The sequence below is a fragment of the Pantoea sp. 22096 genome, assembly GCF_052045955.1.
GTDB lineage: Bacteria > Pseudomonadota > Gammaproteobacteria > Enterobacterales > Enterobacteriaceae > Pantoea > Pantoea alfalfae.
Genome location: NZ_JBQEPW010000001.1, coordinates 1,026,128 through 1,053,051, shown reverse-complemented (window position 1 = coordinate 1,053,051; position 26,924 = coordinate 1,026,128). Strand labels below are relative to the sequence as shown.

23 protein-coding genes are annotated in these 26,924 nt (G+C 56.2%); 9 read left to right on the top strand and 14 right to left on the bottom strand.

The features are described from left to right. The first annotated feature begins 167 nt into the window (after positions 1-167). Positions 168-818: a TetR/AcrR family transcriptional regulator gene (locus tag ACTJKZ_RS04810; protein WP_222924005.1), complete on the top strand. Its 651-nt coding sequence runs from the start codon at positions 168-170 to the stop codon at positions 816-818. Between the two features lie 34 nt (positions 819-852). On the opposite strand, the gene rhaM is transcribed toward ACTJKZ_RS04810, so the two are convergent. The 4 genes from rhaM to rhaB are packed head-to-tail and all read right to left on the bottom strand — an operon-like array spanning position 853 to position 4,731. Then, positions 853-1,167, bottom strand: a complete 315-nt coding sequence (rhaM, locus tag ACTJKZ_RS04805; RefSeq protein ID WP_161735880.1) for an L-rhamnose mutarotase — start codon at positions 1,165-1,167, stop codon at positions 853-855. Beyond that, a complete protein-coding gene (rhaD, locus tag ACTJKZ_RS04800; protein ID WP_440829309.1) occupies positions 1,157-1,999 on the bottom strand; it encodes a rhamnulose-1-phosphate aldolase in 843 nt (280 codons plus the stop codon). The genes rhaM and rhaD overlap by 11 nt, the downstream gene beginning before the upstream one ends. Positions 2,000-2,009: 10 nt before the next feature. Next, positions 2,010-3,266, bottom strand: a complete 1,257-nt coding sequence (locus ACTJKZ_RS04795; protein WP_161735876.1) for an L-rhamnose isomerase — start codon at positions 3,264-3,266, stop codon at positions 2,010-2,012. Further along, complete coding sequence (gene rhaB / locus ACTJKZ_RS04790; RefSeq protein WP_222924002.1) at positions 3,259-4,731, bottom strand: rhamnulokinase; 1,473 nt, start codon at positions 4,729-4,731, stop codon at positions 3,259-3,261. Before rhaB ends, ACTJKZ_RS04795 begins: the two co-directional genes overlap by 8 nt. Before the next feature lie 291 nt (positions 4,732-5,022). Between rhaB and rhaS the strand changes: the two genes are divergently transcribed. Both rhaS and rhaR read left to right on the top strand, forming a co-directional pair. Then, on the top strand, positions 5,023-5,844 hold the full coding sequence (gene rhaS, locus ACTJKZ_RS04785) for an HTH-type transcriptional activator RhaS (RefSeq protein WP_440829308.1): 822 nt from the start codon (positions 5,023-5,025) through the stop codon (positions 5,842-5,844). An 11-nt stretch (positions 5,845-5,855) separates the two neighbouring features. Beyond that, positions 5,856-6,722: an HTH-type transcriptional activator RhaR gene (gene rhaR, locus ACTJKZ_RS04780; RefSeq protein WP_161735872.1), complete on the top strand. Its 867-nt coding sequence runs from the start codon at positions 5,856-5,858 to the stop codon at positions 6,720-6,722. 529 nt (positions 6,723-7,251) lie between these two features. Here the strand turns inward: rhaR and rhaT are convergent. Beyond that, positions 7,252-8,286: an L-rhamnose/proton symporter RhaT gene (gene rhaT, locus ACTJKZ_RS04775; RefSeq protein WP_222924000.1), complete on the bottom strand. Its 1,035-nt coding sequence runs from the start codon at positions 8,284-8,286 to the stop codon at positions 7,252-7,254. A 358-nt stretch (positions 8,287-8,644) separates the two neighbouring features. Here rhaT and ACTJKZ_RS04770 point away from each other — a divergent pair, with 358 nt between their 5' ends. Both ACTJKZ_RS04770 and ACTJKZ_RS04765 read left to right on the top strand, forming a co-directional pair. Beyond that, entirely contained in the window at positions 8,645-8,968 is a 324-nt protein-coding gene (locus ACTJKZ_RS04770) for a hypothetical protein (protein ID WP_440829307.1), read from the top strand. A gap of 43 nt (positions 8,969-9,011) precedes the next feature. After that, positions 9,012-9,110 (top strand): YoaK family small membrane protein, encoded by a 99-nt coding sequence (locus tag ACTJKZ_RS04765; protein ID WP_008925225.1) that lies wholly within the window; start codon positions 9,012-9,014, stop codon positions 9,108-9,110. A gap of 3 nt (positions 9,111-9,113) precedes the next feature. Here ACTJKZ_RS04765 and ACTJKZ_RS04760 read toward each other — a convergent pair whose 3' ends face one another. After that, entirely contained in the window at positions 9,114-9,380 is a 267-nt protein-coding gene (locus ACTJKZ_RS04760) for a DksA/TraR family C4-type zinc finger protein (RefSeq protein WP_098050469.1), read from the bottom strand. Between the two features lie 196 nt (positions 9,381-9,576). Here ACTJKZ_RS04760 and aldA point away from each other — a divergent pair, with 196 nt between their 5' ends. Continuing rightward, entirely contained in the window at positions 9,577-11,013 is a 1,437-nt protein-coding gene (gene aldA, locus ACTJKZ_RS04755; RefSeq protein WP_440829306.1) for an aldehyde dehydrogenase, read from the top strand. A gap of 541 nt (positions 11,014-11,554) precedes the next feature. On the opposite strand, the gene ACTJKZ_RS04750 is transcribed toward aldA, so the two are convergent. Together ACTJKZ_RS04750 and ACTJKZ_RS04745 are read right to left on the bottom strand one after the other, a co-directional pair. Beyond that, on the bottom strand, positions 11,555-12,823 hold the full coding sequence (locus ACTJKZ_RS04750) for an MFS transporter (RefSeq protein WP_253418672.1): 1,269 nt from the start codon (positions 12,821-12,823) through the stop codon (positions 11,555-11,557). Continuing rightward, positions 12,820-14,241 carry a M20 family metallopeptidase gene (locus ACTJKZ_RS04745; RefSeq protein ID WP_440829305.1) on the bottom strand — a complete coding sequence of 474 codons (1,422 nt, stop codon included), beginning with the start codon at positions 14,239-14,241 and terminating at the stop codon, positions 12,820-12,822. The genes ACTJKZ_RS04750 and ACTJKZ_RS04745 overlap by 4 nt, the downstream gene beginning before the upstream one ends. A gap of 140 nt (positions 14,242-14,381) precedes the next feature. Here ACTJKZ_RS04745 and ACTJKZ_RS04740 point away from each other — a divergent pair, with 140 nt between their 5' ends. Continuing rightward, entirely contained in the window at positions 14,382-15,296 is a 915-nt protein-coding gene (locus ACTJKZ_RS04740; RefSeq protein ID WP_440829304.1) for a LysR family transcriptional regulator, read from the top strand. Between the two features lie 436 nt (positions 15,297-15,732). Here ACTJKZ_RS04740 and ACTJKZ_RS04735 read toward each other — a convergent pair whose 3' ends face one another. Continuing rightward, complete coding sequence (locus ACTJKZ_RS04735; protein WP_440829303.1) at positions 15,733-17,328, bottom strand: ABC transporter substrate-binding protein; 1,596 nt, start codon at positions 17,326-17,328, stop codon at positions 15,733-15,735. A gap of 127 nt (positions 17,329-17,455) precedes the next feature. Here ACTJKZ_RS04735 and pepT point away from each other — a divergent pair, with 127 nt between their 5' ends. Beyond that, positions 17,456-18,682, top strand: a complete 1,227-nt coding sequence (gene pepT / locus ACTJKZ_RS04730; RefSeq protein ID WP_440829302.1) for a peptidase T — start codon at positions 17,456-17,458, stop codon at positions 18,680-18,682. A 36-nt stretch (positions 18,683-18,718) separates the two neighbouring features. Here pepT and ACTJKZ_RS04725 read toward each other — a convergent pair whose 3' ends face one another. Both ACTJKZ_RS04725 and ACTJKZ_RS04720 read right to left on the bottom strand, forming a co-directional pair. Further along, positions 18,719-19,495, bottom strand: a complete 777-nt coding sequence (locus ACTJKZ_RS04725) for a transporter substrate-binding domain-containing protein (RefSeq protein ID WP_440829301.1) — start codon at positions 19,493-19,495, stop codon at positions 18,719-18,721. A gap of 62 nt (positions 19,496-19,557) precedes the next feature. Continuing rightward, entirely contained in the window at positions 19,558-20,724 is a 1,167-nt protein-coding gene (locus ACTJKZ_RS04720) for a methionine aminotransferase (RefSeq protein WP_161736912.1), read from the bottom strand. 125 nt (positions 20,725-20,849) lie between these two features. On the opposite strand from ACTJKZ_RS04720, the gene ACTJKZ_RS04715 reads away from it, so the two are divergent. Then, positions 20,850-21,731, top strand: a complete 882-nt coding sequence (locus tag ACTJKZ_RS04715; RefSeq protein ID WP_285085745.1) for a LysR family transcriptional regulator — start codon at positions 20,850-20,852, stop codon at positions 21,729-21,731. Here the strand turns inward: ACTJKZ_RS04715 and ACTJKZ_RS04710 are convergent. The 3 genes from ACTJKZ_RS04710 to hglS all read right to left on the bottom strand — a co-directional run bounded on the left by ACTJKZ_RS04710 (position 21,689) and on the right by hglS (position 26,862). After that, entirely contained in the window at positions 21,689-23,353 is a 1,665-nt protein-coding gene (locus tag ACTJKZ_RS04710; protein WP_253418687.1) for a methyl-accepting chemotaxis protein, read from the bottom strand. The two genes, ACTJKZ_RS04715 and ACTJKZ_RS04710, sit on opposite strands and share 43 nt — an antisense overlap. A 217-nt stretch (positions 23,354-23,570) precedes the next feature. Further along, on the bottom strand, positions 23,571-25,091 hold the full coding sequence (locus ACTJKZ_RS04705) for a carboxylesterase/lipase family protein (RefSeq protein ID WP_253418690.1): 1,521 nt from the start codon (positions 25,089-25,091) through the stop codon (positions 23,571-23,573). A gap of 427 nt (positions 25,092-25,518) precedes the next feature. Next, the gene (hglS, locus tag ACTJKZ_RS04700) at positions 25,519-26,862 is read right to left on the bottom strand and encodes a 2-oxoadipate dioxygenase/decarboxylase HglS (protein ID WP_161735158.1); all 1,344 of its coding nucleotides are present in this window, start codon (positions 26,860-26,862) and stop codon (positions 25,519-25,521) included. Positions 26,863-26,924 lie beyond the last annotated feature (62 nt).

The window sequence follows — 26,924 nt, the reverse complement described above, 5'->3', positions numbered from 1 at the left end:
GTGGCGTGATTATGGGCTTCAGCCCCTTTTCTGACTTAACCATAGGGGCGGTAAGATTGCGCCGACGCACAAAATGACAACGCTTGTGGGTGACGTTTTTAATGGACCTTGCACATTTTTATAATGATCGGTAATTTAATAAGATGTTTTACTGTCTGAGAGGGTGTATGAGTCAGGTTCAGGATTGCGATGTAAAAAAATGCCGCGGCCGACCCAAAGTGTTCGATCGCGAAGCCGCGCTTGATAAAGCTCTGACCCTGTTCTGGACGCACGGTTACGAGGGAACCTCTCTCGCCGATCTGGTCGCCGCAACCGGCGCAAAAGCGCCAACCCTCTACGCAGAATTTGTGAATAAAGAGGGACTATTTCGCGCAGCGATGGAGCGTTATGTAGAGAAGTTCAGCGCATGGCGTAAAGCGGCATTAGGCGATGATCAGTTACCGGTGGATCGGGCCATTGAAGCCTATTTCCGCTCTACTGCAGCCTGTTTTACCGAACGTGACTCTCCCGGTGGGTGCTTCTTTATCTGCACCTCAACTGCCCTGTCGGCGGCGTCGGCAGAGATTGCCGCCATGCTACAACAGCAACATCAGTCGCAGGAGCATGTGCTGAGTGATTTTTTGCTGGCGCGCCAGCGACGTGGCGAACTGAGTGCGGCAGTAAATATTCCGGCGCTGTCACGTTATCTGAGTTGTATGCTGCAGGGCATGTCAGTGCGCGCGCGCGAAGGCGCAGAGCGTGACGATCTTGAGGGTATTATTGATACGCTGATGGCCATGTGGCCAACGCTGACCGGCTTGTGTCAGGCTAAGCGTTAGAGTATCAGGGCGGCGATGCCGCCCTTTCCCTGCTTTATTCCAGAAAGAACACTGGTTTCAATGACTGACTGATCGGGCTGTTATCCGCATTAGACGGCATCACATCTTTCATTGATGCCCACCAGCGCTGACACACCTCGGTTTTTGCCACCGCTTCCCAGCGTGCTTCAGATTCAATCTCAACGCTGGCGAACAGCAGACTCCGCTCTGCGTCCAGCCAGATGGCATAGTTATGCGCGCCGTGTGCTTTCAGCGTCTCAGCCAGTTCAGGCCAGATTGGGGAGTGACGACGCTCATACTCTGCATGACAGTCGGCATTCACCTGCATCACAAAGGCTTTACGCAGCATTGGCTGGCCCCACATCCAGCGCCGGTTGCCACGGCTTCACGCCAAAGCGCTCACCCAAGGCAATCAGCTGTTCGGTGGTGATGCTCTGGCGAATTCCGCCCATTGAAAGCACTTTGACGATCACTTCTGACGATTTTTCCGCCGTATCAATCAGACCAAAGGTTTCATCGAGTGTCGGGCCTGTGCCAAAGACGCCGTGGAATGGCCACATCACCAGGGTGTGAGACTGCATCTGTCCGGCAGTCGCAGTGCCGATTTCATCGGTGCCAGGAACCATCCATGGCAGCACACCCACGCCATCCGGGAAGACCACCAGACATTCGGTACTGCCTTCCCACAGCAAACGGGTAAAGCGTGCAGAGTCCATCTCAACCACGTAACTCAGAGCCATAAAGTTGGTCGCATGGCAGTGCATTATCACCCGATCTGCGCCTTTGCTGACGGCTTTACGTACCGCATGAGACTGAAAGTGTGATGCCAGCTCAGAGGTGGGCAAACCGCCATTCGACAGGCCCCAGTGAATTTTATAGGAAAGTCCCTTGTCATCCACCTGCAGCAGTGCCAGACAATCCGCCGGATCCAGCTGGACGTTGCGCATGAATTTACCTGACCCGGTTACCAGAAACCAGTCATTCGCCAGCGCTGGCGCTGGCTGTGTCAGCTCAATGCAACGCGGCTCCTTATAGAAATCGGTGGCGAAGGACTTAACCTCCTCCTCCAGCAGACGGAGGCTGACGTTACCGCCGTTACGTTCGTCCCAGCCCTTGAGCCACATGTCGCTGGTCGCTTTGACCATTCCCTTAACAAATCCGGAAGAAAGAATGCTTTGCATAGTGAAATCCTTAACGTTGGCTCAAGATCTGTTGTTCATAATGACGGACATCGCCTAACCAGCTGGCATCAGCCGGGACGTCATGGCGCAGGCACCACGCTTCCCAGACCGCCTGCCATGGCAGTGATTTTTGCTCTTCCAGCAGGGTAAGCCGCGCGGTGTAATCGCCGCTGTTCTCGGCCTGCCGTAAGCGGTCGGTTGGCTCCAGTAAGGCACGCAGCAGCGCTTTTTTGGTATTACGGGTGCCGATAACCCAGGCGGCAATACGGTTAATTGAGGCGTCGAAGAAGTCGAGGCCGATATGCACTTTGTCGAACAGTTGGTGACGGACAATCTCACTGGCGATAGCCTGGGTCTCATCATCCAGCAGCACAACATGGTCGCTATCCCAGCGCACCGGACGGCTGACGTGCAGCAGCAGGCGCGGCACATAGAGCATGGCGGCGGAAATTTTGTCGGAAATCACTTCAGTGGGATGGAAATGTCCTGCATCCAGGCACAGCGCCGTCTGGCGACTGGCGGCATAGCCAAGATAAAACTCATTAGAACCTACGGTGTAGCTCTCAGCGCCTATGCCAAACAGCTTGCTCTCAACCGCATCGATATGATGCTGCGGGTTGATTTTTTCTGAGATGATTTCATCCAGCGCACTCATCAGGCGCTCACGCGGGGCAAGCCGATCCACGGTGATATCTTTCATACCGTCCGGCACCCAGATATTCATCATTGAGGGGGTGCCAAGCTGCTCACCAAATGAAGCGGAGATGCGGCGACTCGCTTTGCAGTGGTCGATCCAGAACTGACGGACGGTTTTATCACTGTGCGATAGCGTAAAGCCATCAGCGCTCTTTGGATGCGAGAAGCAGCTTGGGTTAAAATCGAGACCCAGCTTATTCTCTTTGGCCCAGGCGACCCAATTGGCAAAATGGGCAGGTTCAATGGCATCCCTGTCCACCGGCTTGTCGCTTTCAAGGTAGATAGCGTGCAGGTTCAGACGTTTAGCGCCAGGAATCAGCGACATAGCCTTGTCGATATCACTGCGTAGTTCACTGGCATTCCGTGCCCGTCCAGGGTAGTTACCGGTCGCCTGAATGCCGCCGGTCAGTGCGCCCTGGGGGTTCTCAAATCCCCGGACATCATCACCCTGCCAGCAGTGCATGGAGACCGGAATGCGATCCAGCTGGCGGATGGCCTGCTCAACATCAACCCCATTTTCAGCGTAGCGTTGTTTAGCCAGTTCAAAAGCCTGTTCAATCTGCTTAGTCATAAGCGGGTTCCTTAGCGGGTTGACTCAGCGTCGCGAAGCGTGCCTGACTGGCACTGAAGACGCTGTGTGTTTGCGGTTCGAATTTTTCGAGTGGGAAGTTGTTAATGACGCTGCAGCGGAAATCAGCCACATCGGTCAGCTCGCCCAGTGCAATCAGCTGGCAACCAACGTTACCCAGCGTGGAGGCTTCAACCGGGCCTGCCAGGACCGGGATCTGGCAGGCATCGGCGCAGAGCTGATTAAGAAAGCGGTTCTGGCTGCCGCCTCCCACCACGTGCAACTGGCTGAAAGGCTTGCCGCGCAACTGAGCCAGCTCCTGGATTACTTCACGGTAGAGCAGCGCCAGGCTATCAAATATGCAGCGCGCCAGCGCAGCGGCAGATTGTGGCACCGGCATGCCCTGCTCTGCGCAGGCGTTCTGAATCTCATTGACCATGCTGTCTGGATTGATGAAACGCGCATCATTGGGACTGATGAGTGAAACACAGGCGGGCTGACGGGCTGTCTCTTCAATCAGCATGCTGAGATCGTCAATCTGCAGTTCGCTGCAGATTCGCTGCAACAGCCACAGCCCCATGATGTTTTTCAGTACGCGATACCCCTCTGCGCCGCCTTCGTTGGTGATGTTGGCGCGCAGTGCAGTATCGCAGGCATAGGGCTGCAGACTTTCGAAGCCCATCAGCGACCAGGTACCCGAGCTAAGATAGGCGGCGTCGTCCTGCATCAGCGGCGTTGCAAGAACTGCGCTGGCCGTGTCGTGAGTGGCGACGGCGATCACCGGAACCGCCGTGCCTGCGCGATTGATCCAGTGACCGACGGTATTGCCTGGTGCCTGCGGCTGGCCAAACCATCGCGCATCAACGCCCGCCCAGGCGAGCAAATCGCGATCCCACTCACCGCTGTGAATATTGAGCATTTGCGTGGTGGTCGCGTTGGTGTATTCCCAGTTGAGATTACCGGTCAGGCGATAATGCAGGTAGTCAGGTATCATCAGCGCATGCGCCACGCGGGCCTGCCAGTCGGGCTGCTGCTGATGCAGAGCGCGCATCTGATAGAGTGTATTGAACGGCAGAAACTGAATGCCGGTTCGGGCATAAATGGCGCTACGGCTGAGCTCGTGCTGCGCCTGCTCCATCAGGCCATGCGTGCGCGCATCACGATAGCTGACCGCTTCACCCACCGGCTCACCCTCTGCATCCAGCAGCACCATATCAACACCCCAGGTGTCGATGCCGATACTGTCAGGGACGATGCCTTCATCATCTAACTGAGCCAGCCCGGCGCGTATCTCCTGCTCCAGCATAGACAGATCCCAGCAGTCATAACCGGCACGACGCTGGCGCTTATTTTTAAAGCGCCGGACCTCACGCAGTGCCAGCTGGCGCTGCGCGGCATCCCAGCTGGCGAGCATAACCCGTCCGCTGGATGCGCCGAGATCGATAGCAACAATGTTTCTCCTGGTCATGGCGACTTTTCCCTGTGATTAAGTGGTCACAGAGTAAAAATCTTGCCTGGTCGTCACCTTCCCGAGAATGCCAACAGGCGTTAGTGGCTGGCAGATGGGCAAAGAACTTGGTGAGAGAGATCACAGAGATGGCAGCAGAGGCGATGTGACCCCTGCCGCAAATCTGTTAACTGCCAGGGATTTCTTGAAAAATCAGCATGATTCCTGCTGAGTCCAGCTGAAAATTCAAGGTAAGGTAACAGCGTCCTGATTAGACTGCGTTACGGTTTTGTTAAGCAGCGAGAGACGACGATGACCATATTGCACAGTGCAGATTTTTTTCCCGAAGGCGATTACGCGATAGCGATTGAACCCCGCATACCGCAGGCAGCTTTTCCGGAACATCATCATGATTTTCATGAGATTGTACTGGTGGAGCAAGGCTCCGGCATTCATGTGTTTAATGGTCAGCCGCAGACGCTATGTGCGGGCTGTGTCTGCTTTGTGCGCGATCACGATCGTCATCTCTATGAGCAGACCGACAATCTTTGCCTGACCAATGTGCTTTATCGCAGTCCCGGCGCGTTTCGCTTTCTCTCCGGGCTGCAGGCTTTGTTGCCCTGCGATCAGGACGGGCATTATACCTCTCACTGGCGTATCAATCATAAAGTATTGTCGCAGGCGCTGAGCGTGACAGCGAAAATGCAGCAGGACGATACCTGGTCGCTGGAGAAACAGGCGCACCAGGAACAGCTCTTTTTACAGTTGCTGGTGCTGCTGCGTGAAGCCTGTATTGACGGGCAGAGTCAGGATCAGGAGGCACGGTTGCATCGCCTGCTCGACTGGCTCGGCGACCATTACAGTGACGAGATTGTCTGGGAGGAGCTGGCTGATCGCTTCTCCCTGTCACTGCGAACCCTGCATCGGCAGATGAAACAGCAAACCGGCAGTACGCCGCAGCGCTATCTGAACCGTTTGCGGCTGTTACAGGCTCGTCATCTGCTGCGTCACAGTGATATGCGAATTACCGATATCGCCTTCCAGTGTGGATTTGGTGACAGTAACCATTTCTCAACCCTGTTCAGGCGCGAATTTGGCTGCGCACCGCGAGCGGAGCGCCAGCAGATGTTGTAAAGGAGCAAAGTATGGCGTTGATACTCAGTCGGGATGACTATTTTCCCGCCGCCAGTTTACCGGTGGCGGTTGCCGAAAGGATGCCCCAACCCTCCTTTCCGCCCCATCAACACGAATTCAGCGAAATCGTGATTGTCTGGCGCGGTAACGGCCTGCATGTCCTCAATGATCGTCCCTGGCTGATAACCTGCGGCGATGTTTTTTATATCCGCGACAGTGACTGCCATAGCTACGATAGCGTCAACAATCTGGTGCTGGATAATATCCTCTACTGCCGTGACCGCTTTGGCCTTAGCCTTGACTGGAATCAGCTCCTGCCACAACAGGGACCGGACTCGCCCAGCTGCTGGCGTCTGACCACGCGCGGCATGTCACTGGCCCGTGGTGTTATCAGCCAGCTGGAGCGTGAAAGCCGCAAAAGCGATCCGCTGTCAGTGCAGCTCTCTGAGGCACTGTTTTTACAGCTGGCATTGATTCTGCGCCGTCATGGTTACGCTGCCGATCGCCCCTGGGCATTGCCGGAGGGGGAACAGCTCGATCTGCTAATGTCAGCCTTGCAGGGTGCCCTTGCCCGTCCCTTCGATCTGGCGGCATTTTGTCAGCAGAATCAGCTCAGTGAGCGGGCGCTGCGGCAGCTTTTTCGTCAGCAGACCGGAATGACCATTGGTCATTACCTGCGCCAGTTGCAGCTCTGCCAGGCAAAATATCTGCTGCGCACTCAGGATTGCCTGATTAGTGAGGTTGCCGCCCGCTGCGGCTTTGATGACAGTAACTATTTCTCGGTGGTCTTCACCCGTGATACCGGTTTAACGCCCAGCGCCTGGCGTCAGCGATTTATTGCGCCACGGCAGGTTTTGAAAAGTGCCGAGTCTGAATAAAAAGGGCCTGTGTTGGAGGCCCATTCAACACCCTTGCGGCAAACAATTTAGCGCACTGAGATTGCCGCAATGAATGAGCAGCAATGCACATGCTACAAAGCGCAGGGAACACGGTCAGAAGAGGAAAGCGTCCCGCACCATGGACAAAAACGCCAGGCGTTTTTGAACAACCCAGAGCGTTGACCCGGTAACGGGTGCACCTCAGGGATGAGGTGCGTACTAAAAACGCCGGGAGCGTTTTTGAACAACGCAGAGCGTTGGCCCGGTAACGGGCGCACCTCAGGGATGAGGTGCGTACTAAAAACGCCGGGAGCGTTTTTGAACAACGCAGAGCGTTGGCCCGGTAACGGGCGCACCTCAGGGATGAGGTGCGTAATTGTGCGGGTAGAGCATGCCATGGATGGCGGCTTTTGCGTCTTTCCGATCTGATCGTGTTCCCTGAGCGCGCACGATCTGACCGCATCTTTGCTAACGCTAAGGGCCTGTTATTCAGGCCCTTCCTGCATAAAGACAGCATTACTCTTCGCAATCAGGCCGCCATACCCAGCCCGACGATGTTAGCGGCAATGATGATCACCACACAACCGATCGATAACACGCTCACCGGGCGACGCCCTGCTGACTTCCACTCTTTCATCAGCAGGCCCACCAGGCCACCACACAGAACGTAAAGGCTCATGTGCAACATCCAGCTGACGTAGTCATACTGCGCCGGGATTCTGGCGTGGCCCCAGGCGTAAAAGAAGAACTGCAGATACCACATGGTGCCGCCGAGCACCGCAAAAGCGGTATTGGCAATCAGCAGCGACTTCCCGACAGAGAAATCTTTACGTACCGACAGCTCAGGCCGGGTGGCCAGCCGCCAGAAACAGAAGGCCAGATTCACCAGTGCACCGCCGCCCATGATGATGACGTAGCTGGGTAAAGCCACATAAAGCGGATCGATGCCCAGATTAGCGGCGGCCTGATGCATCGGTTTCGCCGCATCCATCGCAAAGGACATACCCGCTGAGAAAATGCCGCACATTACCGCCAGCAGCAGTCCTTTTCTGAGATTAAACTCTTCGGCGTTTATTCCCAGCGCCCGCTCCTTTAATAGCCCGGCACGTGTCACAATCCCAACGCCAATCAGCGCCACCAGCACGCCCAGCAGGGTTAACCGGCCCCCCGCCGAGGCGAACAGTTCGCCAAAACGGCCCTGCAGGAGTGGCGTCATCAGCGTGCCGACCACCAGGGTAATGCCAATTGCGATACCGATTCCCATCGACATGCCGAGGTAACGCATGGTCAGGCCGTAGTTAATATTGCCAATGCCCCACATCGCGCCAAACAGAAAGACCGGCGTCAGTTGCGACAGCGTGAAACTGCTGTAATAGGTCATAAAGTCTGGCAGTAAAATGGCACTCACCGCCCACGGCAGGATCAGCCACGACATCAGGCCACCAATTGACCACATGGTTTCCCATGACCATCTTTTCACCTGTTTAAAAGGCGCGTAAAAACATGCGGCGCTGGCAGCACCGACAAAATGCCAGAATATACCTGCAATAATGGCGCTGTTCATTGTTATTCCCCGGTTAGGTTGAGGCCTGTCGGAAACCTGTCAGCTTCCGTTCAGCATGCAGTCTACGTTTTGCAGGAATTCCTCAGCCTTTGGATAAATGCCGGAAGCCGCAGCGAAGTGGCAATATTTACCCGTTATCAACGTTAAGGATCACAATTTCAACGTTGTCAGATAACCGGACAATGAATATGTTAAGTATCTTATTATTCTGACTTTTTTATCATTTTGCTGTGTGGCGCAGCACACTTTTAAACTGACTGCCATTTAAACTGGTATGGTGGCAAAAGGGCAAAGAAGCCTTCTTTACCGCAGAGAAGGTCGTATAAACTGGGGCAAATTGATTGGATCAGGGATTGGGATGACAACGAAGTGGTTAACACTGTTTCTTTCGCAGTCAGTCAGCCGGGTGATGATGGATGATCTCCGGGCGATATTACCTGCAGATGCGATAAAGGTGTTTGTGAATGGTCTGGATGAAACGCACTATGCCACCATTGAGTGTGTGCAGGCGGAGCAACATTGCGCCCTTATCGCCTCGGCGATTGTGGTCTGGCGTCAGCTCGGCCATGTACATCATATTATTTATAAAAAAGGCGAGGTGCTGCGTGAGGAGAACGAGGCAACGCAGTTCCAGCTTTTCACCCTGCTGAAAACCCACCGCGCAGTCCTCCAGATCTCATGATAAGATCGCGCTCCCTGAAATCGCTGTTTGCAGCAGGTTGAATATGAGAATTGGAATTCTGTTTCCGATCGCCATCATCGTGGCGGGCGTGGGCTTTCTGGCGTGGTTTATTGGCAGCGGCCTGGCGATGCCAGGCTCCTGAGAGTTAGCGCAGCTGACTGTCTTTACTGCCCCGACGGTTATATAAGCTGCTGGTCTGCTGCTGTTTGTCGATTTTTTCCTGACACGCCACGCAGTAATGCACCCCTTTGAGTGCCTGACGGCGCGCTTCGGGAATCGGTTCGCCGCAGAGTTCACATTCGGTGGCGCTTTCGCCCTGCCCGAGCGATTGTCTGACCCGCTCAATCCCGTCGTTAACGGTGCTATCAATCTGTTCCTGTACTGCGCCTTCTGCCGCCCATCCGCTTGCCATGATTTAACCCCTTTTTCACGATTTCACTCCTTTAAATCTACAACAGATTGACGTTTTTGCCGCAGAACTCACCGATATCTGTGATTGGCTGCCATCCGGACCACCAGGCTGGCAATAAGCTAAAGGTCACGTTTAGCGATCTGTTTCACCCTGCTATCACATTACTGCAACGTATCGATAGCGGAGAGCTAAGCGAATGACAACACATCATCAACATTACATTAATGGCGAGTTTGTCGCCCATCAGGGTGACCAGTGGATTGAAGTCACCAATCCGGCCACTGAAGCGTTGCTGTCACGCATACCCCAGGGCACCCGTCAGGATGCCAGCCTTGCGATCAATGCCGCCGAAGCCGCTCAGCCGGCGTGGGAAGCGCTGCCTGCGGCAGAGCGCGGCGTCTGGCTGCACAAAATCGCCGGCGCCATCCGCAACCGCGAGCCTGAACTGACGGCAACCATCGTGGCGGAAGGCGGCAAAACCCAGGGACTGGCCAAGACGGAAGTGCTGTTTACCGCCGACTACCTCGATTACATGGCGGAGTGGGCCCGCCGTTATGAAGGCGAGATCATCAACAGCGACCGCCCCAACGAAAACATCTTCCTGTTTAAAAAAGCGATTGGCGTCACCACCGGGATTTTACCGTGGAACTTTCCCTTTTTCCTGATCGCCCGCAAAGCGGCGCCAGCCCTGATCACGGGCAACACGATTGTGATTAAACCCAGCGAGCTGACGCCGAACAATGCCGCACTGTTTGCCGACATTATCCAGACGCTGGGTCTGCCCACTGGCGTCATCAACATTGTCTATGGTCTGGGACCGGAAGTGGGACAGGAACTGGCGGCAAATCCTAAGGTCGGGCTGGTGAGCCTGACGGGCAGCGTCGGCGCAGGTATCGCCACCATGGAAGCCGCGGCTAAAAATGTGACCAAAGTGTCGCTGGAACTGGGCGGCAAAGCGCCCGCCATCGTGATGGAGGATGCCGACCTGGATCTCGCGGTGCGATCTATTATCAGCTCACGAGTTATCAACAGCGGCCAGGTCTGTAACTGCGTGGAGCGCGTCTATGTGCAGGAAGGTATTTACGATCGTTTTATCAGCGCACTGACTACCGCATTTCAGCAGGTGACGTTTGGCGATCCCGCCGAACGCAGTGATATCGATATGGGACCGCTGATTAATGCCGCCGCACGGGATCGGGTCGAGCAGAAAGTGGCAGACGCCGTTGCCGCAGGCGCAAAAGTAGTACTGGGCGGCAAGCGTGCCGGAGAGCGAGGCTTTTTCTTCCAGCCCACGCTGCTGACCGATGTCCGTCAGGAGATGGCGATTATGCAGGAGGAGATTTTTGGTCCGGTGCTGCCGGTAATGACCTTTAAAACGCTGGATGAGGCAATTGCGCTGGCCAACGACTGCGAGTACGGACTGACCTCCTCAATTTATACGCAGAACCTCAATACCACCCTGATTGCGCTGCGCAAACTTAAGTTTGGCGAAACCTATGTTAATCGTGAGAACTTTGAGGCGATGCAGGGCTTTCACGCCGGATGGCGTAAGTCGGGTGTCGGCGGAGCCGATGGAAAACATGGTCTGGAGGAGTATCTGCAGACCCATGTTGCCTATCTGCAGTTCAGTTAAGCGCAGGCTCGATTTTCAGACCTGACAGAGTCATGACAAGACTGAATCAGTGTGAGTGTGGCAGCACCCTATAGGCTCAACGCGCAGGGAACACGGTCAGAGCAGGAAAGTGTTCCCCGCCACGGACAAAAACGCCGGGAGCGTTTTTGAACAACGCAACGCGCTGGCCCGGCAACGGGCGCACCTCAGGGATGAGGTGCGTACTAAAAACGCCGGAAGCGTTTTTGAACAACGCAACGCGTTGGCCCGGGTACGGGCGCACCTCAGGAATGAGGTGCGTACTAAAAACGCCGGGAGCGTTTTTGAACAACGCAACGCGTTGGCCCGGCAACGGGCGCACCTCAGGGATGAGGTGCGTACTAAAAACGCCGGGAGCGTTTTTGAACAACGCAACGCGTTGGCCCGGCAACGGGTGCACCTCAGGGATGAGGTGCGTAATCGCGCGGGCCGGGCATGCCAGGGATGGCGGCTTTTGCGACTTTCCGATCTGACCGTGTTTTCTGCGCAGGCTCGATCTCACCACAGAACGTTTCTGATTCTGCTATGACACCCGCTTACTGCAGCGCAGCAGCGCGATACCGCTCAGCACAGCCACTGCCATCAGGTAGTAGCCTGGTGCCAGACTGCTGCCGGTGGCGGCAATCAGCATGCTGCAAATCAGCGGCGCAAACCCGCCGAATACCGTTACAGCCACGTTGTAACTGATCGCCATCCCGCTGGCGCGGGTAGTCGCCGGGAAGAGATCGGCCATCACCGACGGCACCGTCGAGAAGTAGATCGACTTCAGCAGCGCCATCCAGGCCACCAGCAGGATCAGCGTGGTGGGCGTGGTATGATCGACCATCCATTTAAATGCGGGATAGATGGTGACCACCAGTAACAGCAGCGATCCCCACATCAGCGGCAACCGGCCAATACGCTCCGCCCACAACCCCATGATGGGCGTTACCACCGTCAGGATAATCCCCGCTATCAGCGTGGCGGTGAAGGCGACCGAGCCTGGCAGGTGCAGCGTTTTGGTGGCATAGGTCGGAATGTAATTGAGCATGTAGTTGACTGCGGTCGAGATCACCATCACGCCAATTGCCAGCGCGATCAGCGCTTTCTGCCGCCCGAACAGCGTTCTAAGCGGTGCGGCTTCCTTTTCCTGCGATGCAAAGCTGGCAGGTTCCTGCACATGACGGCGAATGTAGATCCCCAGAGGCCCAATCAGTAAGCCGAAAGCAAACGGGATACGCCAGCCCCACGCCTGAATCTCACTTTCGCTCAGCCACTGTGTCAGCCCCAGCCCAAAAACCGATGCCATCAGCGTGCTCGCCCCCTGGGTGGCGAACTGCCAGCTGGCGATAAAGGCTTTGCGCTCAGGAAAGTGCTCCACCAGGAAGGCGGTCGAACTGCCAAATTCGCCGCCAGCAGAGAAGCCCTGAATCAGACGCGCCAGGATGATCAGCAGCGGTGCCGCCAGACCGATGGTGGCGTAGCCCGGCATAAAGGTAATGATCGCCCCGCCCAGCATCATCAGGTTAATCGACAGCAGCAGCGCCTTTTTGCGACCATGCCGGTCGGCATAGTTGCCGAGCACAATGGCTCCCAGCGGACGGATCAGGAAGGAAATACCAAAACTACCAAAGGTCAGCAGCAGCGATACCGACGGATCGCTGACCGGGAAGAAGACGTGCGCGATATAGCTGGCAAAAAAGCCATAAACCGCAATGTCGAACCACTCCAGCGCGTTACCGATGCAGGTGGCGAACAGCGTTTTGTGCAGGCTCGGTTTCACCTGCGGGGCACTTTGCGCGATGCTGCTCATTGTTCACCTCTCCGCCACTGATGGTGGCGCGTCATCAGCTGTTCGCCCTCTTCTCCCAGTTGCCAGAACAGCCGGGTCATGATTGCCAGACCCTCCCGTGCAATCGAGTTGAGCATATGTTCGTTAATGCCATGCTGGCCGCAGGCGGGATAGGAATGTGGCACCCACAGCGTCGGCAGGCCCAGAATGTCGGCGAAGACCTCATTGGGAAGCGAGCCGCCGAGATTGGGCAGCAGTGCCGGTTTTGTGCCGCTGCTACGGGCCAGCGTATCCAGCGCCCAGTCCACCAGCGGATCCTGCGGATCAAGCCGTGTTGCCGGTGAGCCGCGCAGAAACTCCACGCTGACGTTATCGAAACCGTGCTGATGCAGATGACGTTCGACATGTTGCACCAGATTTGCCCAGTCGGTGCCGACCACAAAACGCAGCTGACATACCGCTGTGGCGCTGCCCGGAATCGCGTTCATGGGTCGTGCCGGATTGCCGGTTTCAAAGGCCAGCACCTCCAGCGTGTTCCAGCCATAGAGCCGCTCGGCAGGTGTCAGACCAGGCTCGCCCCAGCCGTCAGCAAGTGTGGGATCGCCCGGCATGCCGCCCACATCAATATCACTGAGGATGGCGCGCACGGCGTCGGTCAGAGAGTCCGGTTTCAGCGCGGTAACCTGTAATACGCCCTGCGCATTCACCAGGCAGGCGATCGCACTGGCCAACTGGGTACCGGGATTGCTCAGCAATCCGCCCCAGTTGCCGGAATGGTAGGCGTTGTCACGCGCCCGAATAGTCAGACGAAAGTTCGCCGCACCGCGCGAACCCAGAAACAGTGTTGGCCGCAGCGCATTAAGACGCGGGCCATCCGAGGCGATAAAAAGATCGGCCTTTAACAGCGCCTGCTGTTGATGGCAGATCTCAGCCAGCCCCGGCGAGCTGATCTCTTCACCCATTTCAAACAGGATTTTGCAGTTGAAGCCTAGCGCGCCGCCGCGTGCCTGCCACACCTGCTCCAGCGCCGCGAAATTAACGCAGTGTTGCCCTTTGTTATCCGCGCTTCCCCGTCCATACAGGCGGTCGCCTTCAGCTGTGAGTTGCCACGGCGATAATCCTTCTCGCCAGTTTTCATCGTCGCCAAACACGACATCGCCGTGGCCATAGCAGAACAGCGTCGGTTTTAGCGGATCTTCAATGCGGGTGGCGATCAGAAACGGCGGGCTGCCGGGTTGCGGATTGTCAAACGGGTGCAGCGTAAACCCCATCTTCGCCAGTTGCGGGCCAATTTCCTGCTGCAGATAGTGGTCCAGCTCTGTCCGTCGGTTGGTGTGCTGGCTTTCTGTCACGCAGGCGACACGCCGTGCCAGAAGCTTCTGAAACTCACCGCTATCGAAATAGTGCATCGCCTGGTCAACTGCCTGTTGCTCTGTCATGTTTGCCCTGTCTGTTATTTTTATCGTGCTTTATCTTTGACAAACTTCACCCTTTGCCACAATTATCAATTTATCGAGTTCGCTTTGCTTTTAAAGCAAGGCTATGCTGCCCTTTTATGATGCATTTTGTCGGAGTGACCATGTTAAGCAGCGAGATACGCTATTTCCTGGCGGTTGTTGAGAGCGGCTCGCTGAGCGCCGCCAGTGAGAAACTGTTTGTCGCGGTGTCGGCGATCAGCCGTCAGATTCAGCGGCTCGAAGCGCAGGTTGGTGTGCCCCTGTTTGAGCGGCATGCGCGCGGCATGGTGTTGAATGAGGCGGGTGAGATTTTTGCGCATCACGTGCGTAAAAGTCAGCTTGATATGGAATATGCGCTTGCGGAGATTAAGGGCTTGAAAGCGGTACGCCGCAGCCTGATCCGTATCGCCTGCACGGATGGCATGGCGTTTAGTCTGTTGCCTGGCCTGCTGGCGGAGTTTCGACTGGCGAATCCCGGCGCACTGTTTGCGATTATTGTGACGCACTCCCAGGGCGTGGCGGCATGTGTCAGGGCGGGTGAATGCGATGTGGCGCTGCAATTCAGTCTCCAGCCTGAGCGCAGCGTTGAGGTGCTTGGCTCGTGGCCTGCCCCGGTGTTACTGGCGATGCATGAGTCACATCCGCTGGCGTCACGTGAGGTAACACTGGGCGATCTGCATCGCTGGCCGCTGGCGCTGCCGGGCCATCACACGACCGTGCGGCAGCTGTTTGATCTCTCCTGTCAGATGAATGACTGCGTGGTTGAACCGGTATTGACCTGCGACTATTTCGCTACGCTTTATCACTTTTTGCTGCATACGCCGCAGGCGGTGACCATCTGTAGCGCGTTTACCCTGTTGTTTGAGCGCGAGTCCCGAAATCTGGTGTTGCGATCGATGGGGGTGGACCAACTGAGTCAACGCACGCTGCAGCTTCAGACAGTGTCGGGACGTCAGCGCAATGCGGCTCTGACGCTGTTTTTGCAGTTTTTGCAGCATCGGCTGACTAAGATGGATCAGCAGGTGAGGATGGGATAAGGGGTACACTAGCGTGGGTATTTTGAATGGTAATTAAGATCTGCGCCGATTCGCTGTGAGACGGTGCCGGCTAAGGGAATACGAGCAGACCGGAAAGTCGCAACAGCCGCCATCCATGGCATGCCCGGCCCGCGCGATTACGCACCTCATCCCTGAGGTGCGCCCGTACCCGGGCCAACGCGTTGCGTTGTTCAAAAACGCTCCCGGCGTTTTTAGTACGCACCTCATCCCTGAGGTGCGCCCGTACCCGGGCCAACGCGTTGCGCTGTTCAAAAACGCCCGGCGTTTTTGTCCATGGCGCGGGACGCGTTCCTCCTCTGCTCGTGTTCCCTTCGCATTCAGCTTATGTGTTGCGGTTAGAATCAAACTCATGTGAGTTTGTCAGCAGTTGCAATGGCCCACTGATGTGCGGGCCATTGAAGTTAACTGCTACGGGTTACTGCTTAATATCAACCTGATAGAAGATGTGTTTGCCGAACGGGTCGACCTGATAGCCGCTGACCGATTTGCGCACCGGCTCAAAGATGGTGGAGTGTGCAATCATTACGGCGGGCATCTGGTCATGCATCATCTGCTGCGCCTGCAGATAGAGCGCAGTACGTTTGCCCTGTTCCGGCTCAGCACGGGCTTCGGTGATTAACTTCTCGAACGGCTGATAGCACCATTTTGAGGAGTTGGAACCACCCTGTGCAGAGGTGCAGCTGTAGAGTGGGCCAAAGAAGTTATCCGGATCGCCGGTCGCGGTGGTCCAGCCCATCAGCGCCGCCTGATGCTCGCCGCTGCGAACGCGTTTCAGGTACTCGCCCCACTCATAGCTGACGATACTGGCTTTGATGCCAACTTTGGCCCAGTCCGACTGAATCATCTCCGCCATGCGGCGTGCATTCGGATTGTAAGGCCGCTGAACCGGCATCGCCCAGAGTGCAATCTCGGTGCCCGGTTTCACACCCGCCTGTTGCAGTAACGCTTTGGCCTTTTCTGGATCGTAGTCGTAATCTTTCAGATCTTTGTCCGCACTCCAGACGCCTGGTGGCAGGATATTTTTCGCGACCGTGCCGGTGCCTTTAAATATCGCCTCGATGATCGCCGGTTTGTTGATCGCCATTGCCAGCGCCTGCCGCACTTTAACGTTGTCGGTTGGCGCTTTGGTGGTGTTGAATGCCAGGAAGCCGGTGTTCAGACCCGCCTTCTGTTCCAGGGTGATATCCGGATTGGCGCGCATTTTGTCGAGATCGGCGGGATTCGGGAATGGCATCACCTGGCACTCGTTCTTCTCCAGCTTGGCATAGCGCACAGAGGCATCCGGCGTGATGCTGAACACCAGTCGATCAAGCTTCGCCTTACCCTGCCAGTAGTCCGGGAACGCTTTGTAGAGGATGCGGGAATCTTTCTGGTACTGCACCAGCTCAAACGGGCCGGTGCCGATCGGATTCATATCGACCTTCTCCGGCGTCCCCGCTTTCAGCATGACATCTGCGTATTCAGCCGAGTGGATTGAGGCGAAATACCACGCGAGATCGGCAAGGAACGGCGCTTCAGGATGGGCGAGCGTAAAGCGCACGGTGTGGTTATCAACCCGGTCGATACTTTTAATCAGCGTGGAGAGTTCGAGGCTTTCGAAGTTGGAATAGGTGCCGCCAGAGACGTTATGGTAGGGATTTTTCGGGTCCATCTGGCGCATAAACGAGAAGATCACATCATCGGCGTTAAAGTCGCGGCTGGGTTTGAACTGTTTGTTGCTCTGGAACTTCACGTTTTTGCGCAGATGGAAAGTGTAGACGGTGCCATCCGGGCTGATCTCCCAGCGTTCTGCCAGGCTGGGCACCAGGTCGGTGGTGCCAGGCGTAAAGTCCACCAGCCGGTTAAAGACCGGCACCGCACTGGCGTCAACACTGGTTCCGGAGGTATAGAGCTGAGGGTTAAAATTCTCTGGCGATCCCTCAGAACAGTAGACCAGCGTTTTGGCGTTAACGCTGCCAGCCAGCGCTATCCCAGCCGTAACAAGCGCTAAGGTGGCTATCTTGATTTTCATTATCATCCTCGCTTTGTATTGACTTCCGGTGATCACAATATCTAAATGAATCATTCAGATGCTTCATTGATAGCACGATTCGGCACCATAGCGAACCCCGCCCATGGCTGACTAATAAGGAATAGTGATGACAGACAAACTTGAGTCGCAACTCACCGAACGTTTTTTCCGTTACCTCGCCGTCAGCAGTCAGAGCGATGCCAAATCCACGACTCTGCCGAGTACGCCGAGCCAGCACGCCATGGCGGAACTGCTGGCGGACGAGCTGCGAGCGCTGGGGCTGGATGAGGTGGTGCTTGATAAACATGCTACGGTGACCGCGGTGAAACGTGGCAACCGTCCAGACGCACCGCGCATCGGGTTTATTACGCACATCGACACCGTTGATGTCGGTTTGTCGCCCGATATTCACCCGCAGATTCTCACCTGGCAGGGTGACGATCTCTGTCTGAATGCAGAGCAGGATATCTGGCTGCGCCGCGATGAGCATCCGGAGATCGCGCCTTACGTCGGCCAGCAGGTGATCTTTAGCGATGGCACCAGCGTGCTGGGCGCAGACAATAAAGCGGCGGTCACCGTGGTGATGACGCTGATGGCGAACCTCAAAGGCGATCATGGCGATATCGTGGTGGCCTTTGTGCCGGATGAAGAGATTGGCCTGCGCGGTGCGAAAGCTCTGGATCTGGAAACGCGCTTTAATGTCGATTTTGCCTGGACCATCGACTGCTGCGAACTGGGCGAAGTGGTGTACGAGAACTTTAATGGTGCCGCGGCAGAGATTGTGTTTACCGGTGTGCCGGCACATCCGATGTCGGGCAAAGGCGTGCTGGTCAATCCGCTGTTGATGGCGCATGACTACATCAGCCTGTTTGATCGTCAGCAGACACCGGAGCACACCGAAGGCCGCGAAGGTTACATCTGGTTTAATGAGATTCAGGCCAACGCCAGCAAGGCGACGCTGAAGGCTTCAATCCGTGATTTTGATCTGACAAGCTTCGCAGCCCGTAAGCAGCAGTTGCAGCAGGCGGCAGCGGATCTTGCGGCGCGCTATCCCACCGGCGAGGTCAGCATCACGATCAACGATATCTACAGCAACATCAGTAATGCACTGGGTGAGGATCGCCGGGCAATAGATTTGATCTTCAGCGCCTTTGCCGCGCTGGAGATTGAGCCGAAAGTGATTCCGATGCGTGGCGGCACGGACGGCGCGGCACTGTCCGCCAAAGGGCTGCTGACGCCGAACTTCTTTACCGGCGCACATAACTTCCATTCACGTTTCGAGTTTCTGCCGATACCGTCGTTTGTGAAGTCCTATCAGGTGGCAGAAAAGCTCTGTTATATGGCGGCGGGTTAAGCAGGGAAATCGGGCGCAGAACGCGCCCGATTGCGATTATGGCTTCGCGCTGACATCAATACCCGGGAAGTATTTTTCAGCCAGCTTTTTGAGGGTGCCATCGCCCTGCACTTTGGCGATCGCCGCGTCCAGCGACTGCTTCAACGACGCATCATCTTTGCGCAGGCCATAGCCGATGCCTGAGCCGAGAATCGCGTCATCTTCGACGGGCTTGCCCACAAAACCAAACCCTTTGCCCTGTGGCTTATCGAGGAAGCCAGACTGACCGGCGGCAGACATCACCAGCGTGCCATCAAGGCGGCCCGCGACCATGTCGTTGTAGACCTGGTTCTGATCCTGATACGACGTCACCGTCACGCCCTGCGTCTCCCAGTGCTTCTTCGCATAGGTTTCCTGAATCGATCCCTGCAATACACCAATGCTTTTGCCTTTCAGACCTTCGGCGGTCGGGGACAGATTTTCACCCTTTTTCGCCACTAACATGGTCGGAATACGGTAGATTGGCTGCGTAAACGCGATGCTTTTGGCGCGCGCTTCAGTGATATTCATCGCCGAGTTAATGGCGTCGAACTTTTTCGCCTGAAGTGCCGGGATCAGCGCATCAAAGCTGCTCTCAACCCAGTGGCAGCTGAAGTTGCCTGCCTTACAGATGGCATTACCCAGTTCAATATCAAAGCCTTCCAGCTCACCTTTAGCGTTGCGGCTTTCAAACGGCGGATACTGTGACTCCACGCCGTAACGTAAATCCTGAGCCAGTGCCTGTACCGTTGTCATCATGCCCAGAGCGAGAAAAAGCGCGTTCAGTTTTTTCATTATTTATTTACCCCGAAAAGTCCTGGTTACCTGTTCCCCGTACTGAATCACGCTCGCGTGATTCAGTGAGAAAAAGCACATAGCGCAGCCGCGCCAGCCTCTAGTGTCGCCTCGTCTTTCGCAAAAGAGAGACGAATCAGTTTGTTGTCTGTGCCATCCATATAAAACGCCGACAGCGGTATGGTTGCCACACCGTGATCGACGATAAGACGTTTTACCATTTCACTGTCCGGTTCGTCACTGAAATGTCCATAGCTGGCGAGCATAAAGAACGAACCGGCGCTCGGTAGCAGCCGGAACGGCGAGTCCTGCATCAGAGCAATTAGCCGATCGCGCTTCTGCTGATAGAAAGCGTTAAGTGACAGGTAGTTCTCTGGCGTCTGCAGATAGTGCGCGAACCCAACCTGCATCGGCGTATCGGCGGCGTACATCATAAACTGATGCACCTTCACCAGTTCGGTCATCAGCTCTGCCGGTGCCAGACAGTAGCCTACCCGCCAGCCGGTGACGTGGAAGGTTTTACCAAACGAGGAGACGATGATACTGCGTGCGGCCAGCTCCGGATGCCTCGCCATGCCGCAGTGCGGCCGGCCATCAAACAGAATATGTTCATAAACCTCATCGGAGAGCACCACGATATCGGTGTTGCGAATCAGAGCCGCCAGCTGATTGAGATCGTCGGGCGTCAGCACCTGCGCGCTGGGGTTGTGCGGCGTATTAATAATGATCATCCGGGTGCGCGGCGTGATTGCCGCACGCAACTGATCCCAGTCGATAGCAAAAGACGGCACCTGCAGCTTCAGGCCTATCGGCGTACCGCCCTGTAACCGCACCACCGGCGCATAGCTGTCAAACGCCGGTTCAAAGAAGATCACCTCATCGCCCTGATGAACCAGCGCGGTAATCGCCATATAGAGTCCCTGACTGGCGCTGCCGGTGATCAGCACCTCACTCGCGGCATCATATTTCTGTCCATAAAGCGTCTGCACTTTGCCGGCGAGTGCCTCGCGCAGGGCCGGCAAGCCCATCATAGCGGCATACTGATTGTGCCCCTCCTGCATGGCACGGCTGACCGAGTCGACCAGCGCCGGATCGCAGGGGAAACTGGGTGCGCCCTGCGACAGGTTAATCGCCTGATGCTGCGCCGAAAGCTGACCAATTACGCTGAAAATAGTGGTGCCGACGTCCGGCAATTTTGAGTGAATAGCGACAGGCGTTTTCAGGGACATATTTTCTCCGTCAGGTGCATAACTGTTCAGATGCGATAAATCATTATTCAACGGGCTGTGGCTTGAGTCGGCAAGCGAAATGTCGTCATAATAGCCATGACAAAATTGCATAGCTGAGGTCCACCGTGTCACGCTCATCGCTGCCACTCAATGCCATTCACGCCTTTCTGGTAACAGCTCGTCACCTTAATCTCACCCATGCTGCCCGCGAGCTCTGCCTGACCCAGGGCGCGGTCAGTCGTAAGATTGCCGCGCTGGAACAGTGGCTGGGCGTGACGCTGTTTGACCGCCATGCGCGCGGGCTGCGGCTGACCCCGCAGGGTGACGCGCTGCTGCCTGAACTCAGCCAGGGTTTTGATCTGATGGTCCAGGCCAGCGAAAAGGTCCGTCGCAGTCAGGTCAGCCTTCGCCTGAAAGCGCCGACCTGTGCTATGCGCTGGCTGGTACCGCGGCTGATGGCGCTTGAACGTCACTGCCCTGAACTGCATGTGGCCCTGACCACCACGCTGGATCATGCGGCCCAGCTTGAGAACTTTGATGCGGCGATTATCTATGGCAAGCCGCATCCTGACGGGATCTGCCTGTTCAGCGAGTCGCTGACGCCGGTGATAGCGGCTGGTCAGCCCTGCCCGGAAACGACGGCGGCGCTGGACGCCATGACCTTTTTGCATCCCACGTCAGACACGCGTGACTGGCAGTGCTGGTTACAGGCGCAGCAGGTGACGCTCAGCATGAAGCGAAATCAGCATTTTGCCACGATGGATTTAGCGATCAGTGCCGCGATTCAGGGGTTTGGTGTGGCGATTGCCGACAGCAATCTGGTGGAGAGTGATATCGCCAGCGGCAGGCTGCTTAAGCCGTTCGCTGGCGAGGTCAAAACCGGAGCCGTTTACAGTTTACTGCAACGGCCCGCGCCGGATGCGCCACCGTTCCTGGCGGAACTGGTGGCGTGGCTGTGCAGGGATCAGAAGGTGACCCAGTCGCCGTTATCCGCCGGTTTAGCCTGAGGCGCATTCAGCACGGTTGCTTTCGGCGCGGCAGGTTTATTCGTGATGACCGGTGCGGTCTGGCGGTTGCTGGAGAGACGGAACTTCGACACAGAGGCCTGCAGCGCTTCTGTCTGCAATGCCAGTGCGCTCGCCGCGGCAGAAACCTCTTCAACCAGTGAGGCGTTCTGCTGGGTCACGCTATCCATTTCGGTTACCGCAGCACCCACCTGAGAGATGCCTTTGCTCTGCTCTTCCGAGGCGGAAGCAATCTGTTTCATGATCGCATCCACATCCTGCACTGATTTCAGAATATTGTTCATGGTGCCGCCGGTGGTGCTGACCAGCTCCGCGCCTTTCCCTACACGCTGCACCGAGTCTTCAATCAGCGTCGCGATCTCTTTGGCGGCGTTGGCGCTACGCTGTGCCAGGTTACGCACTTCAGATGCCACGACCGCAAAACCACGCCCCTGTTCGCCGGCACGTGCCGCTTCGACCGCAGCGTTCAGCGCCAGGATATTGGTCTGGAAGGCAATGCCGTTAATCACGTTGGTAATCTCAGCGATCTTCTTCGAGCTGCCGGAGATGCCATCCATGGTGCTGACCACTTCACTCACCAGCTGACCGCCACGTTGTGCCGTGGTGGTGGCGGTTTCTGCCAGCAGGCTGGCCTGACGAGCGTTATCGGCGTTGAATTTCACCGTGGCCGTCAACTGCTCCATGCTGGCCGCAGTCTGTTCCAGCGCAGCGGCCTGCTCTTCGGTACGTGAAGAGAGGTCATTGTTACCGGCAGAAATCTCTGCAGCACCGCGCGAGATGTTCTCGGTGCCGCTGCGAATGGCGCTGACCGCTTCCCGCAGACTATCCTGCATAGCGCTCAGCAGCGGCACCAGTTTACCGACACAGTTGCGACCGAAATCGGCTACCGGCTGGCTGAGATCGCCTGTCGCGATCACCGCGAAGTGGGTACGAATACTTTCCAGCGGACGAACCAGCATCGCCACCAGATAGCGGTCGGTAAACAGCAGAATCAGCAGGCCAATAATCACCGTGATGGTAATAATCGTTTTGGTCATCGCGGTGAGGTGATCAACTTCAACCCGGGTTTTGTCCAGTTTTTCGGCTGCGCCCTGGTTAAACTTCTCTGCGCTGACGCCAAAGGCACGACTGAGCGGCGGTGTGACATTGTTCGCCTGCTGGCGATACGGGTCCGGTGAGGCCTGGCGGGCCAGTTGCAGTTGTGGCGTTACGCCCTCATCCACCAGCTTTTGCCAGCTCTGAATTACGCCATCGACGACTTCCGGATTCATCGGACCGGGTGCAAGCTGCTTAAAGCGCGCCAGTTGCTGAGTCATGCTGTCCAGCGCCTGCTGCACAGGGGCATAGGCCTCATCAGTCAGCGTTTTACCTGCTGCTTTGCTTTCCATTACGCGGGAAAGGCGCGTGATAACACGAAAATATTGATCGTTGCCTTTGCTCAGCACCGTCATTTGCTCAACCAGATGACGGTCAACATTGTTGCCTTCGCTGAGCGCGCCAAGCGAGTGGATGCTGTACAACCCGACGCCGCTCCACAGTAAACAAAACAGGCCCAGAATAGTGAGCATCACTGCGCGAATGGTAAAATTTTTGAGCATTCCCATACCAAAATCCTATACACGTTGACCCGCAAGCGTCGGGCATAGGAGATTTATCGGCATGAGATAGTGAAAATGTAACTGTTTTGTTACCTATTAATTTACAGCGTCAACGATGAGTTAATCAGTAAAAAATCCTTAAATTCATAAAGTTAAAATTAAATAAGTAGATTAATTGCATTCGCATAACTTAATGGTTAGCAGGCTAATTTTCATCATCTGCTTAAAGCCTGACCATACGCGTCATCAACAGCCTGAAAAGCCGCATACGGGCGCGCATAAAGTTTCTTTTCAGAGTCAACCCGCTCATACGCTTATTCCCAAGTGACATTGTCACGTCATTGCCTGGATGCCAGGCTGGCCAGATAACCTCGCCTTCAAGCTGATGCTTATATTCCGTGGCGTCACGGGCAAAGGTAAACCAGTATTCGCTGACACGTGCCGCAAAAGCGCGATCGGCTTCACTGAATGGCCGCGCTTCATTGGGATCCGGCATCTGACTCAGGGTGTTCAGGACATAAGGCACTTCGTTACCGTGCCAGGTGCCATGGGGATAAAGGTCGCGAGCGTGCTCAGAAACATAATCGAACCAGTAGCGCCAGCCCGGCATGCCGGCATTGTGCTGCGCCCGCATCACCAGCCACGGCACCAGGCTGAAAGCCATATCACGCGCCACGGCACGTCCCAGCAGTTGATCGTCATGGATGTCATACATCCATTTCAGCGTCCGATAGGTGAGCCGGTTTTTATTGCGCAGCTGATGCAATACTGCGGTGGCATCCACGCCAAAATATTCCAGCACGCTGGCTTCATCGCTGTTACTGCCCGCCATCAGCGGCAGGCGATGCTGTTTAGCTGCCATAAAGGTTTTCAGCATCGGCTCAGGCAGCACGGCATCACCGGCAATCGGCACCGGCGGGATCGCCAGTGGCCCTTCCAGCGACCAGAAGGCATCGGCAGGCAGTGCGCGCAGGTCATCCGCGCTGGCATCGGGCGGCAGACCAAAATGGCGGGCTACCGCTATTCCCTGCTGACGCGCTTTTTTCAGCGGCGTATCCGGCAGGCTATAGGCACTTTGCACGATCCCTTTATGGAATAGCCCTTCAGCCAGCGGCGAACAGCAGTGGGAGAGCACGCTGCGCGCGCCAGAGGATTCACCGAAAAGCGTCACATTGTGGCGATCGCCACCAAAAGCTGGAATGTTGCGCTGCACCCACTGCAGTGCGGCAATCTGATCGAGCAGGCCAAAATTGTTTACTCTACCCGCAGCAGGGTATTCCGCATCCAGCGCAGGATGGGAGAAGAAACCGAGGTGACCCAGCCGGTAATTCAGCGTGACCACCACTGCACCACGTGACGCCAGCGGCTTACCGTTGTACGGCGCCAGCCCGCCTGCACCGATGGTGAAGCCCCCACCGTGCAGCCACACCATTACCGGCAGCGGCTTTGACGGCGCCACATCGGGTGTCCAAACATTCAGGTAGAGGCAATCTTCACTAAACTCACCGGGATCGCCACCGCCCACCGCCTGACAGTATGTGCGATTTTGCCAGCCAGAAGCCCCAAATGCGGTGGCATCGCGCATCTGATGCCAGGGCGTGACCGGCTGTGGTGGACGCCAGCGCAGCGCGCCAACCGGAGCCGCCGCATAAGGTATGCCTTTGAATACGAAAAGGTCATCGTCCATGCATCCACGCAACTCCCCCTCGGCCGTCATGATCCTCAGACCTGTTTCGTTTTTCATTCCCGTTTCCCTGTTCAGACGTTCCTCCATTATTTGCAGGCCCGCCACCATTGTCCAGGTATGGAGGGGATTTGCAGATTATGCCGAAACATCAGAGGCGGGCGTGAATATGCTCATCAACAGGTTCAGAGCTACTGTCTCAGTCAGGGTTTAGCATTGTTTATCCTTTTACCCAGGATGAGTACCGTGCCATATCGCCTGAAAGCGGTGACCGGCTGTGATTCTGTGCAGTTTTTAACATCGTTAAGTAGTCAGAATGCTAACCGATTAAGATACTTACGCCGCGAAATCTGCGCTGGCCGGTAAAGGGTAATTTTTCTTTAATGAGATCAGTCTGTTTCCCTGTTGCTCTGCTTCAGGACCAGAGCTTTAATATCCGGATCAGTTAAGCTGTTACGGGCAACGGAGGTGTTGCCCGAGGATAACATCAGGACGGCCGTACTCCGCACTGTGCCAGCGAGCGCTGCTGGCGCTCTTCATATAACACCATCTCATCCAGCACCGCAGAGCCCAGCGCTGCTTCAAACGTCTGCCGGCTCGCCTGTCCCGCTGAACGGACCTGCGCCCGATCGCCGAGGTTGGACTGAAAAATTCCCGCCGCGCTGACGGGCAGAAAATCTTCATAGACGATCGGGTCTGCCAGTACACGCCCCTCCCTGATCAGATCCTCAAGCACTTCACCCTTGTCCGGCGGCGTGGCAACGCCCTTTTCACTCAGGCGATAGTGGAACCAGGCCAGCCCCTGCTGGCGTAGCGTGGTCTCGTCGTCGGGAAAGTCGCGGAATATGGCCGCCAGATGTTGCTGGTGCTGCTGATTGTCCTGACCACTCCCCGCCTCGCTGAGCAGCCGATCGTAGAGCGCACGACCTGCAGGCGTCAGCGCCGCGCCGCGCTGCTCAATTTCACCGAAGCGCGCTGTATGGGTGCCCTGATGCCCGTCCTTAAAGATGATCGGCTCTTCCAGCGCTTTGAAGCTGGTCTGACGCAGCAGAATCGGCACCTGACGACGCGGCGGTCCTTCGATCAGCGTTTTCGGATCGATGCCGCGCGATGGCATCAGTTGCTGAACGCGGTCAATATCGAGCGTGCGCGGGGTGAGATGGTTGATGTGGCAGCCGGGAAAGCAGACGACATCTGCGATCAATCGATGCTGCTGGTTCAGCGCCTGATAGGTCTGACTGTCCACGCTACTGTGGGCGTGCCAGCGGAAGGTTTCCAGTGCTTCGGTAACAAACTCGGTAGCCTGAACGTCAGTTAATCCGCCCTGCTGCTCATGCAATTGCAGCAGCGCCCGGCAACGGGAAGTGAATATGTCGCGTGCGGCCAGAATCTCCGCCGTCTTTTCGCGCAGCGCGGGATCGTCGATCAGTTCAGGACGTAACAGCGAGGTAAAGACCCGGAAAGGATTGCGCCGCAGCGCCGCATCGGTGACCGGCCGGAACGCCGTAGAGTGCACCGGCACACCCGCCTGAGAGAGATCGTAATAGCCAACCGGATACATCCCCATCACCGCAAACAGCTGCCGCAGCGTGGCTAATTCGTCTGCCGTGCCCACACGGATTGCGCCGTGTCGTTCAAGGCTGAGTCGGTCAATTTCATCGGCGGCCGTGAGACGATCTTTCAGCGCGATATCGGCTTCCAGCGAGCGCTCGTTGACGGTGGCGACCAGTTGCATCAGCGTGCCATACTGCGGCACCTCCTGCTGGTACATTGCTGACATCGCCTGAGAGAAACGGGTGCGGATGAGATCCGCACTGATAAACTTGTCCATCTTATCCACCTGACACCATGAGCGTTGCTGCTAATGTAATGCAACGCGCTGGCCTCAGTGGA